Source organism: Paludibacter propionicigenes WB4 (assembly GCF_000183135.1).
Taxonomy (GTDB): Bacteria; Bacteroidota; Bacteroidia; order Bacteroidales; family Paludibacteraceae; genus Paludibacter; species Paludibacter propionicigenes.
In genome coordinates this window covers 2,088,193-2,106,376 of the sequence record NC_014734.1, presented here as the reverse complement: position 1 = coordinate 2,106,376, position 18,184 = coordinate 2,088,193, and the positions used below count along the sequence as shown (strand labels likewise).

Here is an 18,184-nt window from a genome sequence, read left to right as displayed (position 1 = left end):
AGTTATAAGCTTGACTGTTCATCAAACAAGCTCTTTTCATAATTGTTTTTGTACAGCAGGTATAGTTCCTCTTGCGACCTGAAAGGTGATTCGTCATCGGAGCCGTTTATATTGTTTTTGCCTGACCCATCAATAATTCGTGCTTTCACGTTGTCTCTCAGCCCAAATTCTATAATTGTTTTGAGCTGTTTCTGAATTTCCCGATCATAAATTGGGGTGTATACTTCCACCCGGTTGTCCAGATTCCGCGACATCCAATCGGCTGAGCCGATATAATACCGCTCTTCGCCTCCATTGGCAAAGATCAGTATTCTGGAATGTTCCAGATGACGATCGATGATACCGAGTGCCCGAATGTTTTCACTAATGCCTTTAATGCCCGTAGTGATTGAGCAATTGCCTCTCACCAGCAGTTTTATTTTAACGCCCGCACCGGATGCTTCATACAATTTTTCCACTATTTTTTCATCAACAATGTGGTTTATCTTACAATATATATAAGCAGGTTTGCCTTTTTTTGCATTATCTATCTCCGTTTTTATTAAACTGATGATTTTCTTGCGCATGTATTGCGGTGCAACAATTAATTGTTTAAACGTAGGATTGAGATACGGTTGTTCCAGAAATTCAAAAATGCTTTCCACTTCATCAACAATGGCTTTATGAGCTGTCATCAAGGTAAAATCGGTATAGACTGTTGCCGTACCTTCATGAAAATTACCTGTACCGATACAAGCTATATTTCCTTTCCTAGCTGTAATGTGAGCCAGTTTTGAATGTACTTTAAGACCCTCTACTCCCAATATCACCTTAATCCCGGCATCTTGCATTTTTTTTGCCCAATTGATATTCGATGACTCGTCAAACCTCGCCAACAATTCAACCATAGCCGTCACCTTTTTACCATTTAGGGCGGCACACATCAACGCTTTTATTACTTTCGAGTTTTTAGCTAAACGGTAAATGCTTATTTTAATTTCCTTTACATCCGGATTTATAGCCGACTCGCGCAGAAGCCGAATAAAATTATCGAAGCTATGATATGGAAAATGCAGATACTGATCTTTTCTGCGAATAAGTGAAATCAAACTTACCGACTCATCAAACGCAAGTATTGGTATTGGAGGATGGTTGCTATATTTTAATTCTTTTCGTTTGAGTGACGGAAAAGACATCAAATCTTTTAGATTATGATACCTTCCACTGCAAACATGCACATCGTTTTTACTTATTTTGAGTAGTTTTTGGGTGAACCTAAGAAGGTCTGCGGGTATTTCTCTATCATAAACAAAACGTACAGGGAGTCCGCTTTTTCTGCTCTTCACAGCTTTCGAGACCTTGTCTAAAACACTTTGATACGCTCTGTTGTCCAGTTCCATTTCAGCATCCCGCGTAATTTTAATTGTGTAAGCTTCGTATTTGTCATGGTTGAATTGAGCAAAAATACGTGGCAAACAAAAACGAATTACATCGTCTAGAAACATTATACAATCTTTACCATCTTCTTTCGGTAAGACTAAAAATCGGGAGAATTCACCGGTAGGAATTTCAATTAAAGCATATTCTTTTCTGTTTTTTTTGTCGGATTTCACAATATCAGAGATCTTTACAGCCAGATAAATACTTTTGTCATTTAGCTCCGGTTGAACCAACATACGCGTAACCAAAATTGGGAAAAGTGAGTTCATCAACTCTTCACGATAAAAAGCATCAACAAATTCTTCTTGTTCAACTGATAGTTGCGATTCATTTAATAAATAGATATTCTCCTGCTGAAGCTCTTTCCGGAGTTCCAGAAAAGTGGCTTCAAAATCTTTGTTGTATGTTTCATTTAATCTAAGAACCTTCTTGAGAGTTTTATTTGAATCTACGTTTACATGATGGATATTTTCTTCTATTTCTACCATGCGACGAAGAGTTGCTATGCGCACACGAAAAAACTCATCTAAATTATTGGAGTAGATGCCCAGGAAGCTCAATCGTTCAAGTAACGGATTAGTTTTATTGGCAGCCTCATCCAATATCCTTCGATTGAAATACATCCAACTGACATCCCTGTTTACGATGTAATTTTTTCGTACTTTTCTAATCATATAAAATTCGAATTTAATGGAATTTTCGTATTAAAAACAAGACAGATAATCCCTAAACAGGGACTTTTAAACACACCGTCCAGTATCTCATATTTGTAAATTGCTGTTTTCAACAAAGATAGCATTTAAAAATCGGAATATGTAGGTAAATTGGATTCTTCATTGGTATTTTCAATAAATAAACGCTTTTGTATTACATCTTTATGAAACTTTTGAATTGCAATGAATTGCGCGTCGATATTTTTTGATAATTTTGTAACTCCCAATCATGTAGGGAATTTATTTTCAATCCTAATTTCCAGTTTATGAAGTTTGTACGGCTTGTTCTATTCTTACTCTGTATATTTCTTGTGTCATGTTCTTCTACAGATAGAGAATTGATACGAGCAGATAAACTAATGGAAACAGCTCCAGATTCTGCTTTAAGCATACTAAGAGCAATTAAACTCGAAAAATATAAGCTAAAGCAAAATCGTGCTTTGTATGCTCTTTTGATGAGCCAGGCTTTGGATAAAAATGAAATTAAGGTTGAATCTGACTCTCTGATTAAAATAGCTACTGCTTATTATGATGAAAATGAGCCTGTACGTGCAGCTTATGCTTATTTGTACCTTGCTCGTTATGAGAAGAATCAGGGAAATACTCGAAATCAGGCCATGGCTTTATTAAAAGCTCAGGATTTTGCATTGAAGTGTAATGATCCCAAATTACAAGGTCTTGTATACACTGACAAGGCAGATATGTATCAGAGCCAGGGAAATAATGATAGTTGTATAGTTTATAACAAGTTAGGCCTTAAAGCTTTTCAAAAAGCAAGTGATCTTAGGAATTCAGTCTTAACTCTTATAGGAATCGGATGTGGAGAAAGGTTAAATAATAGCTATGATAGCGCAACTTATTACTACTCGCTTGCCGAAAAAATGGCTATTCCACTTCATGAAAATTTACTCACGTCATCAATTTATAGAAATCTGAGTGTTGTAGCTTATAAACAGAAGAATTTCAAACAGGCATTGGATTATCTTAGATTAGTACCAATAACCCACGACACATTATACGACTACAATAAATGGTACCTGATTGGAAGAATGTTTGTCAAATCAGGGCAATTGGATTCAGCTAGAATATATCTCAACAAAGTAAAGAGCCCGGGAGTAATGATTGTTGATTATTATAAGCTTTGGCAAGAGCTATACGAGAAGCAAGGGCGTTTAGCCGAATCTTTGTATTATGCAAAGAAAGTGGCAATACTAAAGGATTCGATTCAGAATCAGGCACTAAATACCAGTTTTGCAGGAATGGAAAAAAAGTACAGATTTGAGCGATTATCTGTTGAAAATAAGAGTCTTATAATTGAAAATAAGCAGAACGGAATTATTCTTTTAGTCGCACTTTTATTGCTAAGTATTTTATGTATTGTACTATTATTTTGGAGGATCAAATCTAATAAACGGAAGTTGATAGTTCAAAATCAGATGTTAGAGCAAGAAAGATCCTTAAAGGAAAAAGAGAAGGAAAATAACTTCTTACTGCAACAACAAATGAAAATGCAGCATTTATTACTAAAGAATGTTGAGCAATACAGATCGCGCGCCATAAAGAGATCATCAGCATCTGAAGTTGAAAAGACTGTTGGAGTTAGAAATTCTCAGCTAGACACATTTTATGAAGAACTAATGAGTCACATAGATTTGACTCATCGCAATATTTCTAGCCGTTTAGAAGCTGCTTATCCAAACTTGACAAAGAGGGATATTTTGATTTGTTGCTTGCTTCTAGCTAACTTTGATACCGGTATGATTGCAACTATTCTCGATGTGCAGTCGGAGTCTATTAACATACATAGAGGGCGTCTACGAAAGAAGCTCAATTTGCAGAATCAAGATAACCTTCTCCAATTCCTTCGCTCATTTTGAGTGTTTTTCAGGTTAATTATTAATATAAAAAGTGGATGTATATATAGCCACTTTTTTTTATGTATGTAATTTGTTTATTATCAGATGTATAAATACACTTAAAAAACGCCGATGTATATAAAATAAATATTGCTGTTTCCGTATTTTGCGTTTCTTTTTTGCGTTACTTTGCAACATAATAATAAATCAAAATAAATATGAATGCAATTAATTTTATTTTTGAGTCAGGAAAAACAGTTCAATTTATGAATATTGAAAAACCGACAGATGATCCTAAAGATGATAATCCAGTTGTGATTGATCCTCCTAAAAAGTGACATTTATTTTTATATTTGTTTGGCTTTAATATTTTATAGTGTTATGAACATATCAAACCTTACATGTTAATCTGTTTTTACAAAGTACCTCAACACCTAGGCAAAAGTTATCGAAGCCTCGATAACTTCTGTCAAGGTTAAAAGGGAAGTTTTCTCGATTTCGTTGAACCACAACTTACTAAAGATTGTGGTTTTTTTTATTGTTAGGAATTCAGCAATGAAAGTTAATTGATCCGATATAAGTATTACTCACTTTAGAAATATCATGAGCATTGCAATGAATAAATGTGACTTGTTTTATTAATCATTGTTTTTAGCTACATTTGCTATATTGTTTAGGGCTGTATTGATAGTCGAAGCAATGCTTAACTGAATTAATAGTTGATTTTCATGCTCAATATCTATCGCGCCTCTGCCGGTTCGGGCAAAACATACCGACTTACGCAAGACTATATCCACTTGCTGTTCGACGCTCGACGGGAGCGGACACATCGTCGTATCCTGGCCGTAACGTTTACGAACAAAGCCACTGACGAGATGAAAACGCGCATTCTGAAAGAGTTGCTCGCGTTGTCGCAAGGAGAAAAATCGGATTATAGAGCAGGATTAATTTCAAAGGATTATCCAACAGATGAAGGAGTAAATGCAAAGGCTAAAAAGATTCTCACCGGCATTTTGCACGATTATTCTTCTTTTTCCATAAGCACTATCGACCGTTTTTTTCAACAGGTTATTCGTTCTTTTGCACGCGACATTGGTGTCCATGGCGGTTACAACCTGGAACTGGACAACACGGCCACGCTCGAACAATCGGTCGATAACCTATTCCTGGATCTGTCGAAGGACGAAAACAAACAACTGCTGCAATGGCTTACGGCTTATGCTGAGGAACGTATTGAGCAATCGGAAAGTTGGAATATGCGCAACAACATTATGGAGTTGGGGCGCGAAATTTTCAAGGAAAGTTACCAACACAAAGCCGAAGACACCAACCGCAAGTTGCACGAACGCGAGTTCCTGACCAACTACCGCAAGAGCCTGCGCGAAATAAAGACCACATTCGAGGCCAAGGTAAAACAAACTGCCACCGACGGTTTAAACATCATGGCACGCAACGGCCTGACGCACGATGACTTTGCCTACAAAACCACCACCACACTGGAAAAACTGGTAAAAGGTAAACTGGAAATAAGCGCTCGCTTCACCGGCTTTGCCGACGATGTAACGAACTGCTACACCAAATCCAAACCGCAGGAGGTAAAATCGGCCATTGAGTCAGCGTACAGTAACGGCCTGGGAAAATGCTTCCAACAAATTGTAGAACTGCTGAACGTGGGCATCGTGGAATACAACTCGGCGCTAATGGTGCTAAAACATATCAATACGCTCGGTATTTTGTCCGACCTGGCCGTGCAGATAAAAAAACTCACCGACGAGCAAAACACCATGTTGATTTCGGACTCCAACATGTTGCTCAACAAAATTATAGACAACAGCGACACGCCTTTTGTGTACGAGAAAACAGGCATTACCATCGATAACTTCATGATCGATGAGTTTCAGGATACTTCCACGCTGCAATGGAAGAACTTCCATCCGCTGATGGCAAATAGTTTGTCGGCCGGCAAATTCAACCTCGTAGTGGGCGACGTGAAGCAAAGTATTTACCGCTGGCGAAACTCCGATTGGAAACTGCTCGACGAACAAATCCTCAACGATTTCAGGCCGGAGCAAATTCACGAAGAAAACCTGGAAACCAACTGGCGAAGCGATAAAAACATTATTGATTTCAATAATTCGTTTTTCCGCCGGGCAGCAAGTCTGCTGCAAAGTAAGTTGAACGAAAACCTTGAAGCCGTGCTGCCGGTTTATCCGTCGTTGGAAGCTCTGAAGCACAAAATTGAACATGCCTACGCCAATATTCACCAACAAACTTCGCCCAAAGCTGGCACCGGCAGCGTGCAAATCAACTTTATTGATTCCGATGAAAACGAGGCTGGATGGAAAGCAGAGAGTTTGCAACGATTACCCGCCATGCTCGAAGACCTGCAAAGTCGCGGTTACCGTCCGGCGGATATTTGTATTTTGGTGCGGAAAAACGACGAAGAGCAGCAGGTTATTCACCGCTTACTAAGTTACAAAACCACCGCCGAGGCCAAACCCGGATTTTGTTACGATATTATGGGTAACGAAGGCTTACTGATTGGTGCGGCTGCCTCGGTACGTTTTGTGCTGGGTATTTTGCAGCTGTTTGTCAACCCGGCCGATAGCATTCAACGCACCATTGTAAACTACGAATACGCGCGTGGTCGTCAGCACAAATCGGAAAACGAAGCGCTTAATGCTTGCTTCGTGACCGAAAACTCAAACGAGAACATCTTATCAGCATTATTCTCCGACGAAGAAAACGAACGTCTCAAACAAGTGCAACACAGCTCGCTTTTTGATATGGTGGAGCAAATTATTTCGCTGTTTGGTATTGGCAGCTGGCACAACGAAGCGGTTTTTGTACAGGCATTTCAAGATGTGGTGTTCCGCTACACCACCGGCAAAACTGCCGACCTGAACAGCTTCCTTACCTGGTGGAAAAAGAACGGCGGCAAACAATGTATTTCTACGCCCGACAACCAAAATGCTATGCGTATTATGACTGTGCATAAATCGAAAGGGCTGGACTTTAAGGTGGTGATAATGCCATTTTGCGACTGGGATTTGGATAGCCGTATGCGCAACATCCTATGGTGCGAACCAACCGTGGCACCCTTCAACGAACTACCGCTGCTGCCCATCGAGTATGGTTCAAAGCTCGGGAAATCCATTTTTGCCGAAAACTATTTCGACGAACAAATGCACCTGTTTATTGATAGTTTAAATATAGTTTATGTAGCATTTACCCGGGCAAAAAATGAATTGATATGCATGGCTCCAGCTCCAAAAAAGGAATTGGAAAGTCTGTCCAACATCAATTCGCTGTCGGCTCTGCTCACGACTTGCTTCACGGTAGAAACTCCGGGATTGGACAACGAGATTATACCCTTATCAAAATTCTACGACGGCACGACAAAGGTATTCTCGCTGGGCGAACCAACACAGGCCGCATACAACGATGCCAAAGGTGCGGACAACAACGAGAAGATAAACAGCTATCCATCCGTTAGCAGCACCGACCGCTTACGCATTCGCCACCAAAGCCTGGATTATTTATTGGAAAATCAACAACTCACTGACAGTCGCCTGAATTACGGACTAATCATGCACGATATTCTGCGCAACATTACGCACAAAGCCGACCAGCAAAAGGCCATTCTTTCCATGATTCGCGAAGGACGCATCAGTGAGTCAGAAGCCGAAACAGTTGAAGTGGAAATGGAAAAATTCTGGAACTTACCTCAAACAAACGATTGGTTTGCAACCGACACTCGCGTGCTAAACGAAATAACCATCCTCACACCTCGTGGAGAACAATATCGCCCGGACCGGGTTGTGATTAATGGCAACAAAGCAACCATTGTGGACTATAAATTCGGAGATAAAGAAAGTAAAACTTACATTCAGCAGGTAAAACAATACATGAACCTCATTGCCGAAATGGGCTACCAAACCAACGGATTTGTATGTTATGTGAGCTTGGGGAAGATAGAGACGGTTTAAATAGAAACGGCTGAATTTTAAAGAAAATCAGCCGTTTCTATACTATTTTTCATAAGCCAGATATCCTACAGGATTTAGAGGTTTCTTGTCCTGCTCATCTTTGTTTGCCATTTCAGTAAGAGCCTGATAAATATCACTGAATTGTAAATTTGATTCTATCATAAAATTTTCAAGTTTTTGATTGAGCTCAGCATATCCAAGTACAAATTGTCGAAGCGCAATAAATGCACGTACAATTTGTATATTGATTTCTATGGCTCTTTCGCTCCTTAATACACTTGCCAGCATTGTAACCCCATGTTCAGTAAAAGCATAAGGCAATTTTCGTAACCCACCCCAACTTGATATCACAGATTGTGATTTCAAGTTTTCAAACTCCTTGTTGGTGAGTTGAAACATAAAATCGGAAGGAAATCGCTTTAGGTTTCTTTTAACGGCTTGATTTAATGCTCTGGTTTCAACCTCATAAAGTTCAGCAAGATCAAAATCAAGCATAACACGTTGTCCGCGTATTTCGAAAATCTTGTTTTGAATAATCTGTAATTCCATACTTACAAAAAGTTACAAATAAGGCATTCAACAATCTGGTGTTTACTTAAAATAAATTTGGTTTTCGTTTTTTCGCTTCGTCCAAACTCAATAAATCAGCCTTTTTGGTCTGTTTCTCGCGTAAAGCCTGATACTCGGCAGCAATGCCAGCTTCATACGCCACATGTTGCGTTTTGCTCATAAGTTGAGCAACCACGTGTGTATTGACCGATGCATCTTTTACATATACTACCGGACCGCCATAATTTGGAGCAATCTTTACAGCTGTATGAACTTTTGAAGTGGTGGCTCCACCAATCAGCAACGGGATACTAAGTCCGGCTTTTTGCATTTCTGTGGCAACGTGCGCCATTTCTTCGAGTGATGGTGTAATTAATCCACTCAATCCTACCATATCCACTTTCTCATCGATAGCTGTTTGAATGATTTTCTCGGTTGGAGTCATTACGCCCAAATCGATTACTTCAAAGTTATTGCATGCCAAAACAACAGCCACGATGTTTTTTCCAATATCATGAACATCACCTTTTACGGTGGCAATAAGGAATTTTCCGGCCGAAGAGCTTTGTCCGGGGACTTTTTGTTTCTCAATCTCAGGTTGCAGTATAGCCACGGCTTTTTTCATGGTACGGGCCGTTTTTACTACTTGTGGCAAAAACATTTTCCCTTCTCCGAAAAGTTCACCAACGATATTCATTCCACTCATCAACGGACCTTCAATAATCTCGATGGCTGTATCAAACTGTGTCAATGCTTCTGACAAATCTTCTTCCAAAAACTCGCTGATCCCTTTGATCAATGCATGTTCCAGTCTGCCTTGTAACGTGCGAGAACGCCATTCGTCCACTTTCTCCACTTTTTCGCCCGAAGCCTGATTCTTGACTTTCTCCGCCAGTTCGATCATTCGTTCGGTGGCATCGGGACGTCGATTCAGCACAATGTCTTCTACATGCTCAAGCAGTTCAGGTTCAATGTCCTGATAAATCTGTAGCATACCGGCATTCACAATTCCCATATCCATTCCCTCTTTGATGGCATAATACAGAAATACCGAGTGAATGGCTTCACGAACTACATTGTTTCCACGGAATGAAAACGAAAGATTGCTCACACCTCCACTGATTTTGGCGTATGGTAAATTTTGTTTGATCCAACGGGTGGCATTGATAAAATCAACACCGTAGTTGTTATGTTCTTCAATTCCGGTGGCAATGGCAAGCACATTCGGATCGAAAATAATATCTTGCGGAGGAAAGCCGATTTTATCTACTAACAAGTGATATGCCCGACTACAAATTTGTGTTTTGCGATCAAAACTATCTGCTTGTCCTTGCTCATCAAAAGCCATAACCACTACAGCTGCTCCGTAAGCACGGATTTTGCGGGCTTTATATAGAAATTCTTCTTCTCCTTCTTTCAGACTGATTGAATTGACGATACATTTTCCTTGTACACATTTCAGTCCGGCTTCTATCACTTCCCATTTCGAAGAATCAATCATGATAGGCACGCGCGAAATCTCCGGTTCGGCAGCCACATAATTAAGGAAGGTAACCATTTCTTCTTTCGATTCCAACATGGCATCGTCCATGTTGATATCAATAACCTGCGCGCCATCTTCTACTTGTTTACGGGCAATACTGAGGGCTTCTTCGTATTTCTTTTCGTTTATCAAACGTAAAAACATGCGAGAGCCGGCTACATTGCATCGCTCACCGATATTGACGAATAAGGATGAATCCTCTATCTCTAATTCTTCAAGGCCGGAAAGTTCTAATTTTTTAGAAGCAAGACCGGGTTTTCGAACCTCCTTGTTTTCAATTAAAGCACTATATGTGGCAATATGATCCGGTGAAGTTCCGCAGCAACCTCCAATGATATTAACTAGTTTCTCGTCGAAATATTCTTTTACCTGAATAGCCATTGTTTCAGGTGTTTCGTCATACTCACCAAATTGATTAGGTAATCCGGCGTTTGGATAGGCGCTTACAAACCAAGGTGAATGTTCGTTGATTTCGTGTAAGTATGGCTTCAAGTCTTTAGCTCCAAAAGAGCAATTCAGCCCAACCGATAATATATTGGCATGACCGATTGACGCTAAGAAAGCGCGAATGGTTTGACCGGATAACGTTCGACCGCTGGTGTCGGCTACAGTCGCCGAAAGCATTATTTCGACTCGTTTGCCGAGTTCACTCATAGCTTCTTCGGCGGCAAAAATAGCGGCTTTAGCATTCAATGTATCAAAAATTGTTTCGATGAGCAGTGCATCTACACCACCTTCAATCAACGCCAGAATTTGTTCTTTATAGGCTGCTACCAGGTCGTCAAAACTCACGGCTCTGAATGCCGGATTGTTTACGTCGGGCGACATGGATGCCGTTTTGTTTGTTGGACCCACAGCTCCGGCAACAAAACGAGGTTTGGCAAGATTCTTTGCTGTAAACTCATCGGCAGCTTTTCGGGCAAGTTTGGCTGCTTCTATATTTATTTCGCGGACTAAGTCGCACATACCGTAATCTTCCATCGAAATCCGTTGCGCGTTGAACGTATTAGTTTCGATGATATCTGCACCGGCTTCAAGGTATTGGTTGTGAATACCATAAATAATGTCCGGTTGTGTCAGTACGAGCAAATCGTTATTGCCTTTCTGAAGAATTTCGCAATTTGCAAAGCGTGTGCCACGATAATCAGCTTCGTTCAGTTTGTGACGCTGAATCATGGTTCCCATTGCACCATCCAAAATAAGGATGCGGTTTTCGAGTATAGTTCTTAAATTCATATGTTGGGTTTTGAAATGCAAAGATAATGCTAATCAATTCATAATTTGTAATTCATAATTCATAATTTTGAATTTTAAGCAGATTATTAGTGCTTTCTATGATTTTTTGGAGAAGAATAATTCAATAAAAAACGCCGTAGAAAAAATTCCACGGCGTTTTAATTATAAATTGTACATAAAGAATTATGCTTTAATAAGCCCGTGTCCGGTCATTTCTTTTGGTTGCGGAATACCTAAAATCTGACAAATAGACGGTGCAACATCGGCCAAAATACCGTTTTCTACTTTTGCATTTTTGTTTTCGGTTACGTATATAAACGGCACTGGATTAAGAGAGTGTGCAGTGTTAGGCGATCCATCGGCATTCTCGGCAAAGTCAGCATTACCGTGGTCGGCAATGATAATTACTTCGTAATCGTTGGCTTTTGCAGTTTCAACAACCTTATTCACGCAGTTGTCAACAGTTGTCACAGCTTTTTGAATAGCTTCGTAAACGCCAGTGTGGCCAACCATATCCCCATTGGCAAAGTTGAGGGCAATAAAATCAAATTTCTTTGTATTCAATGCTGCCACCAGTTTGTCTGCTACTTCGGGCGCGCTCATTTCGGGTTGAAGGTCGTATGTTGCCACTTTTGGAGAAGCAACCAGGATGCGTTCTTCACCTTCGAATTCACTTTCGCGGCCACCTGAGAAGAAAAATGTTACGTGAGCAAATTTTTCGGTTTCGGCTATGCGTAATTGTTTCAATCCGAGGCTGGAAACATATTCGCCTAGGGTGTTTTGGACATTGTCTTTATCAAACAAAATGTGCAATCCTTTGTAGCTTGAGTCATAAGGAGTCATGCAATAATATTCCAATGGTATGGTATGCATTCCTTCTTCCGGCATATCTTGTTGGGTCAAAACTACGGTTAGTTCTTTTGCGCGGTCGTTACGGTAGTTGAAGAAAATAACCACATCGCCTGCTTCGATAGTTGCCAGCGGTTTTCCTGCTGCATCAACGCTAACTATTGGATTGACAAATTCGTCTGTTACACCAGCATCGTAAGATGCTTGCATTGCAGCCACAACATTGGTTGTCGGTTCGCCCGTTCCGTTAACCATTAAGTCATACGATTTTTTTACGCGATCCCAACGTTTGTCGCGATCCATGGCGTAGTAACGTCCAATGATGGATGCAATTTTAGTGGTAGTTCCTTTGGTGTAAGTATCTAATTGTTCAATAAAACCTTTACCGCTTTTCGGGTCGGTATCGCGGCCATCCATAAAGCAGTGAACAAATGCCTCGGCATTGTACTCCTTGGCAATGTCTATTAATTTCAACAAATGATCCAACGAACTGTGAACCCCACCATCTGAAACCAAACCTAAGAAGTGAATTTTTTTCTTGTTGTCGCGGGCATAAGAATAAGCATTGATAATTTCAGGATTTTGTAGTATGCTATTGTCGCGACAGGCGATATTTATTTTTACTAAATCCTGATAAACTACGCGTCCAGCGCCAATATTCAGGTGGCCTACTTCCGAGTTCCCCATTTGTCCTTCAGGCAGACCAACATCTTCACCTGAAGCAAGAAGTTGCGAATTAGGATAATTTGCTACCAACGAATCAATGTAAGGGGTTGGTGTGCTGTAGATGACATCCGCGTGAGAATGATTTCCAATTCCCCAGCCATCCAAAATCATAAGTAATGCTTTTTTGCTCATATTATTTTGAAATTTATTATTTTATACTTTCTAATACCGTTGTTTTTTTTGAAGCGCAAATTTACGAATTTTTTAGTGTTTTCATTGGTTTATGTTTCTGTTTTTTCTCTAATTACATTACAGATTCGCACTTTAGTTCATTTCTTTTATCTTTGTACAAAAAAATACTCGAATGATGTTTATTGTTATCGCCTGTATGCTTGCCGGAATGGCTACAGGTTATATGTTTCGCCGTCGTAAACTTGGTCAAGTTCATCGAACTATACTAACACTTATCTGGGTGCTATTGTTTTTGTTGGGGTTGGAAGTTGGTTCAAATGAAACTGTTGTCAGTCAGTTTGCTAAACTAGGCTTCGAAGCATTTTTGCTGGCCTTTGGAGGTACATTGGGGAGTGTGTTGCTAGCCTGGATGCTTTGGCTTGTCGTACGAAAAAAATCACTAAGCCGATGAAAGGGAGTCTAATTATACTTTCTTTTTTCGCAACGGGCTTATTGCTTGGTGCATTTCGTTGGTTGCCGCCATCGTTGTTGGATTATAATGTGAGCTTTTATGTGCTCTGTGCTCTCATGTTTATGGTGGGTGTCAGCATTGGATGTGATCCGGACTCATTCCGCCAGTTTAGAAGTTTGGATAACAGATTGATACTTCTACCCGTGATGACTGTTGCAGGAACCTGGCTTGGTGTAATTACAGTGAGTCTTTTTCTTCGAAACAGAAGTCTGGCCGATTGCTTGGCTGTAGGCTCAGGTTTTGGATACTATTCACTTTCGAGTATTCTCATTACTCAGTGTAAAGGTGCTGAGCTGGGGACTATTGCGCTGCTTTCTAATATCATGCGTGAAGTCATTACGTTGTTGTTAGCTCCATGGATGGTCCGGTATTTTGGCAATTTAGCACCGATTTCTGCCGGTGGAGCTACTACCATGGATACCACTTTCCCAATTATCGTTAAGTGTTCTGGAAAGGATTTTGCTATCGTTTCCATTTATCAGGGATTCATTGTTGACTTCACGGTTCCGTTTTTGGTCACATTCTTTTGTAGTTTATAATAAATCCGGCTATTGCTTTTCATTCAGAAAAAATTGTCCGAAAAAACAATAACCCCATTGAATAATTTTGTACTTTTGCAGGTACTAAGCAAAAAGTTAACAAGCTCATTTTCATGAAATTTTTCATGCTGAATGTCCTAAGTCGGGCTACATTTTGTTGCCTCTATCCTTTTGTTTATCAATCTTGTAATTTATACTAGCATGAAAATAATTATAGTTGGTACGGCGTTCCCTTATCGTGGTGGTTTGGCAGCATACAACGAGCGTTTAGCCCGTGAATATGTGAAAGAGGGAAATGAAGTGGAGATTATTACATTTTCCCTTCAATATCCTGCGTTTTTGTTCCCGGGTAAATCGCAGTTTTCAAGCGAACCTGCACCTAAGGACTTAAAAATTAACCGAAAGATCCATTCAGTAAGTCCGCTGAATTGGATTAAAGTTGGTCGTGCAATTAAGAAGAAGTCTCCTGACATAGTTATTTTCAGCTATTGGATGGCATTTATGGCTCCATGCTATGGAACTATTGCCCGTTATGCCCGTTCGCCTAAAACAAAGATGATAGGACTTATTCACAATATGATTCCGCACGAACCTACTATTTTGGATAAACTTTTCCCGCAATATTTTGTGAAAGCAATGGATGGTTTTGTGTCGATGGCAGAATCGGTTACGGCAGACATCGAAAAATTTGACCATGACGGCAAGCCGAAAGTAGTATCGCCACACCCCATTTACGACCACTACGGTTCGGCATTGACAAAAAAGGAGGCTGCCATGAAACTTGGGCTTCGGGAGCATAAACAATACATTCTGTTTTTTGGTTTTATTCGTCACTACAAAGGACTGGATTTGCTAATGGAGGCTTTTGCAGATGAACGATTACGTCAGTTTCCTGTTAGTTTAGTGATAGCCGGAGAATTTTACGAAAATCCGCAGCCATATTTTGAACTGATTATGAAATTGAAGCTGGAAGGATTGGTAGAACTACGAACTGGTTTTATACCGGATAACGAGGTGAGGAATTATTTTAGCCTTGCCGACATTATTGCTCAACCTTACAGAACAGCGACGCAAAGTGGTGTGAGTCAGATTGCATATCATTTTGAAATACCCATGTTGGTGACTAATGTTGGTGGCTTAGCCGAAACTATTCCCAACGGTAAAGTTGGTTATGTTGTCCCGGTAGAGCCGGCTCAGATAGCCGATGCGCTTGTCGACTTTTTCTCCAACCAACGTTCCAAAAGTATGATTGAGAATATAAAAATAGAAAAGCAAAAATTCCTGTGGTCAAGAATGACAGCAGCAATTGATGGTCTGTTTAAGTAATTAGTCCCGAACCCGATTGATTTCAAGAATCTGTATTTCACGAACGAGAATAGGTTTGGGTGATTTTAAAAAATAACGTTTAATAAAAAATTCATAGAATAAACCAAATTCCCTTACAAGGGATTAGGAGTTCTTTATATAAATATATGGGCTCAGATATAGTAGAAACGCCAATGATGAAGCAATTCAACGAGATTAAAGCAAAACATCCCGATGCTATTTTGCTCTTTCGTTGTGGTGATTTTTACGAAACTTTTTCAACCGATGCAATCCAGGCATCTCAAATACTGGGAATTACTCTCACTAAACGAGCTAACGGTGCCGGAAAAACTGTCGAGCTGGCAGGTTTCCCTCATCACGCACTTGATACGTATTTGCCGAAGTTAGTGCGTGCGGGAAGGCGGGTTGCCATTTGCGATCAGCTTGAAGATCCGAAACTTACCAAAAAAATTGTAAAACGTGGTGTGACGGAACTGGTTACTCCCGGTGTTTCGTATAGTGACACAACGCTTAACCACAAAGAGAATACGTTTCTTGCAAGCGTACATTTAAATAAAAATCATGTAGGTGTTTCGTTTCTGGATATATCTACAGGCGAATTTCTTGTTGCCGAAGGAAATGCTGAATATGTCGATAAGCTCTTGAATAGCTTCGGACCGAAAGAAGTGCTTTATGATCGTTCTAAGAAGAAGGATTTTGAAGCTTTTTTCGGTACAAAGTTCTTTACCTATGCTCTCGAAGATTGGGCTTATTCGCCCGATTCGGCTAATGAAAGGCTGCTGAAACATTTTGAAATAAAGAATCTGAAAGGATTTGGGGTCGATAATCTCCCCAATGGAGTTGTAGCTGCCGGAGCCATTATGCATTATCTGGATCAGACGCACCATCAGCAAACAGGTCATATCACGCAGTTGTCGCGTATAGAAGAGGAGCGTTTTGTTTGGCTTGATCGCTTTACGGTTCGTAACCTGGAATTGTACGGCTCTATTAATGAAGGTGCGCGTACATTGCTCGATGTGATTGATAAGACTATCAGTCCGATGGGTGCCCGCATGCTGAAACGCTGGATTGCTTTTCCGTTGAAAGATGTCAAACCTATTAATGAAAGGTTGAGTGTAGTTGAGCATTTCTTCAAAAATCCTGATTTGAAACTGCTTCTTGAGCAAAATGTAGCGCTCATTGGAGATTTGGAGCGTATTATTTCAAAAGTTGCGGTCGGACGTATAAATCCGCGGGAGGTGGTGCAACTTAAAGTAGCCCTCAAAGCTATTGAGCCGATTAAGCTGGCTTGCTCACAATCTGATAATGATACGTTGAGAAAAATTGCAGATCAGTTGAATGCTTGTGCTGTAATTTCCGAAAAGATTGACAAAGAAATCGATAATGATCCTCCAAACTTTATTCATCGGGGGGGAGTTTTGAAATCCGGTGTCGATGCGGAGTTAGATGAATTGCGCCAATTGGCGTATTCAGGAAAGGATTTTCTGCAAAAAATTCAGGAACGCGAAAGTGCCGAAACAGGAATACCAAGTCTGAAGATCAGTTTTAATAATGTGTTTGGATATTACATTGAAGTAAGAAACATGCACAAAGATAAGGTGCCCGAAACCTGGATCAGGAAGCAAACGTTGGTCAATGCAGAGCGATACATTACGCAAGAGCTGAAGGTGTATGAAGAAAAGATATTAGGTGCCGAAGAAAAAATTCTATCAATTGAAATACGCCTTTTCAACGATTTGGTGTTGAGTTTGGTAGATTACATTACGGCCATTCAGTTGGATTCCAATCTGATTGCGCAGTTGGATTGTCTGTTGTCATTTACCCGTGTTTCCTCCGAAAATAAATATGTACGACCACAGGTCACCGATACTGATGTGTTGGAAATAAAGCAGGGGCGGCATCCGGTGATCGAAAAACAACTGCCCATCGGTGAGTCTTATATTGCCAACGATGTGTATCTGGACAATGAAACCCAGCAAATCATCATTATCACCGGACCCAATATGTCCGGTAAGTCGGCCTTGCTAAGGCAGACAGCCATTATTACACTTATGGCGCAAATTGGATGTTTTGTTCCGGCTGAAAGTGCCAGTATAGGAGTGGTTGATAAAATTTTTACCCGGGTAGGAGCAAGCGATAATATTTCGCAGGGGGAATCTACTTTTATGGTGGAAATGAACGAAGCTGCCAGTATCTTGAATAACTTGTCCAATCGTAGTTTGGTGCTTTTTGATGAGTTGGGTCGGGGCACAAGTACTTATGATGGTATCTCCATTGCCTGGGCGATTGTAGAATACATTCACGAGCAGGTAAGCTGTAAAGCTAAAACTCTTTTTGCAACGCACTACCACGAATTAAATGAGATGGAAAAATCATTTCATCGCATAAAAAACTATAATGTGTCGGTGAAGGAAGTAGATAAAAAAGTTATTTTTCTTCGGAAACTGGTACGTGGTGGCAGTGAGCATAGTTTTGGTATTCATGTTGCTAAAATGGCCGGCATGCCTCAAAGCATAGTGAAAAGATCCGAACAAATACTCAAGCAGCTGGAAACGGATAATCGTCAATCGGGAATTTCTAAACCGGTAGGCGAAATTGCAGAACAACGAGAAGGTTTTCAACTAAGTTTCTTCAAATTGGATGATCCTGTATTGGAGCAAATTCGTGATGAAATAAAAAATCTTGATATTAATAATCTGACTCCCGTCGAAGCGTTAAATAAATTGAATGAGGTGAAGCGCATCATTACAGGCAAATAATTTGCACACTCCCGCGATATGTGTGTCATTAAATATG

At 40.2% G+C, this 18,184-nt stretch carries 10 protein-coding genes; 6 read left to right on the top strand and 4 right to left on the bottom strand.

Features of this window, described 5'->3' with window-relative positions:
- Positions 1-2 precede the first annotated feature (2 nt).
- A complete protein-coding gene (locus PALPR_RS08760; protein ID WP_013445260.1) occupies positions 3-2,093 on the bottom strand; it encodes an RNA degradosome polyphosphate kinase in 2,091 nt (696 codons plus the stop codon).
- 398 nt (positions 2,094-2,491) lie between these two features.
- Between PALPR_RS08760 and PALPR_RS08755 the strand changes: the two genes are divergently transcribed.
- Together PALPR_RS08755 and PALPR_RS08750 are read left to right on the top strand one after the other, a co-directional pair.
- On the top strand, positions 2,492-4,009 hold the full coding sequence (locus PALPR_RS08755) for a helix-turn-helix transcriptional regulator (protein ID WP_041620349.1): 1,518 nt from the start codon (positions 2,492-2,494) through the stop codon (positions 4,007-4,009).
- A 707-nt stretch (positions 4,010-4,716) separates the two neighbouring features.
- Positions 4,717-7,977: a UvrD-helicase domain-containing protein gene (locus PALPR_RS08750; protein ID WP_013445257.1), complete on the top strand. Its 3,261-nt coding sequence runs from the start codon at positions 4,717-4,719 to the stop codon at positions 7,975-7,977.
- A gap of 42 nt (positions 7,978-8,019) precedes the next feature.
- On the opposite strand, the gene PALPR_RS08745 is transcribed toward PALPR_RS08750, so the two are convergent.
- The 3 genes from PALPR_RS08745 to gpmI form a co-directional block, all read right to left on the bottom strand.
- Positions 8,020-8,526, bottom strand: coding sequence for an ORF6N domain-containing protein (locus PALPR_RS08745; protein WP_013445256.1), 507 nt, complete (start codon positions 8,524-8,526; stop codon positions 8,020-8,022).
- A gap of 46 nt (positions 8,527-8,572) precedes the next feature.
- On the bottom strand, positions 8,573-11,305 hold the full coding sequence (gene metH, locus PALPR_RS08740; RefSeq protein WP_013445255.1) for a methionine synthase: 2,733 nt from the start codon (positions 11,303-11,305) through the stop codon (positions 8,573-8,575).
- A 183-nt stretch (positions 11,306-11,488) separates the two neighbouring features.
- Complete coding sequence (gene gpmI, locus PALPR_RS08735) at positions 11,489-13,012, bottom strand: 2,3-bisphosphoglycerate-independent phosphoglycerate mutase (RefSeq protein WP_013445254.1); 1,524 nt, start codon at positions 13,010-13,012, stop codon at positions 11,489-11,491.
- A 172-nt stretch (positions 13,013-13,184) separates the two neighbouring features.
- Between gpmI and PALPR_RS08725 the strand changes: the two genes are divergently transcribed.
- From PALPR_RS08725 to mutS, 4 genes are all read left to right on the top strand, one after another.
- Complete coding sequence (locus PALPR_RS08725; RefSeq protein ID WP_419185415.1) at positions 13,185-13,463, top strand: LysO family transporter; 279 nt, start codon at positions 13,185-13,187, stop codon at positions 13,461-13,463.
- Positions 13,460-14,062, top strand: coding sequence for a LysO family transporter (locus PALPR_RS08720; protein ID WP_013445252.1), 603 nt, complete (start codon positions 13,460-13,462; stop codon positions 14,060-14,062). The genes PALPR_RS08725 and PALPR_RS08720 overlap by 4 nt, the downstream gene beginning before the upstream one ends.
- Positions 14,063-14,263: 201 nt before the next feature.
- Positions 14,264-15,388, top strand: coding sequence for a glycosyltransferase (locus PALPR_RS08715; RefSeq protein WP_013445251.1), 1,125 nt, complete (start codon positions 14,264-14,266; stop codon positions 15,386-15,388).
- A gap of 146 nt (positions 15,389-15,534) precedes the next feature.
- The gene (gene mutS / locus PALPR_RS08710; RefSeq protein ID WP_013445250.1) at positions 15,535-18,147 is read left to right on the top strand and encodes a DNA mismatch repair protein MutS; all 2,613 of its coding nucleotides are present in this window, start codon (positions 15,535-15,537) and stop codon (positions 18,145-18,147) included.
- The last annotated feature ends 37 nt before the right edge of the window (positions 18,148-18,184 follow it).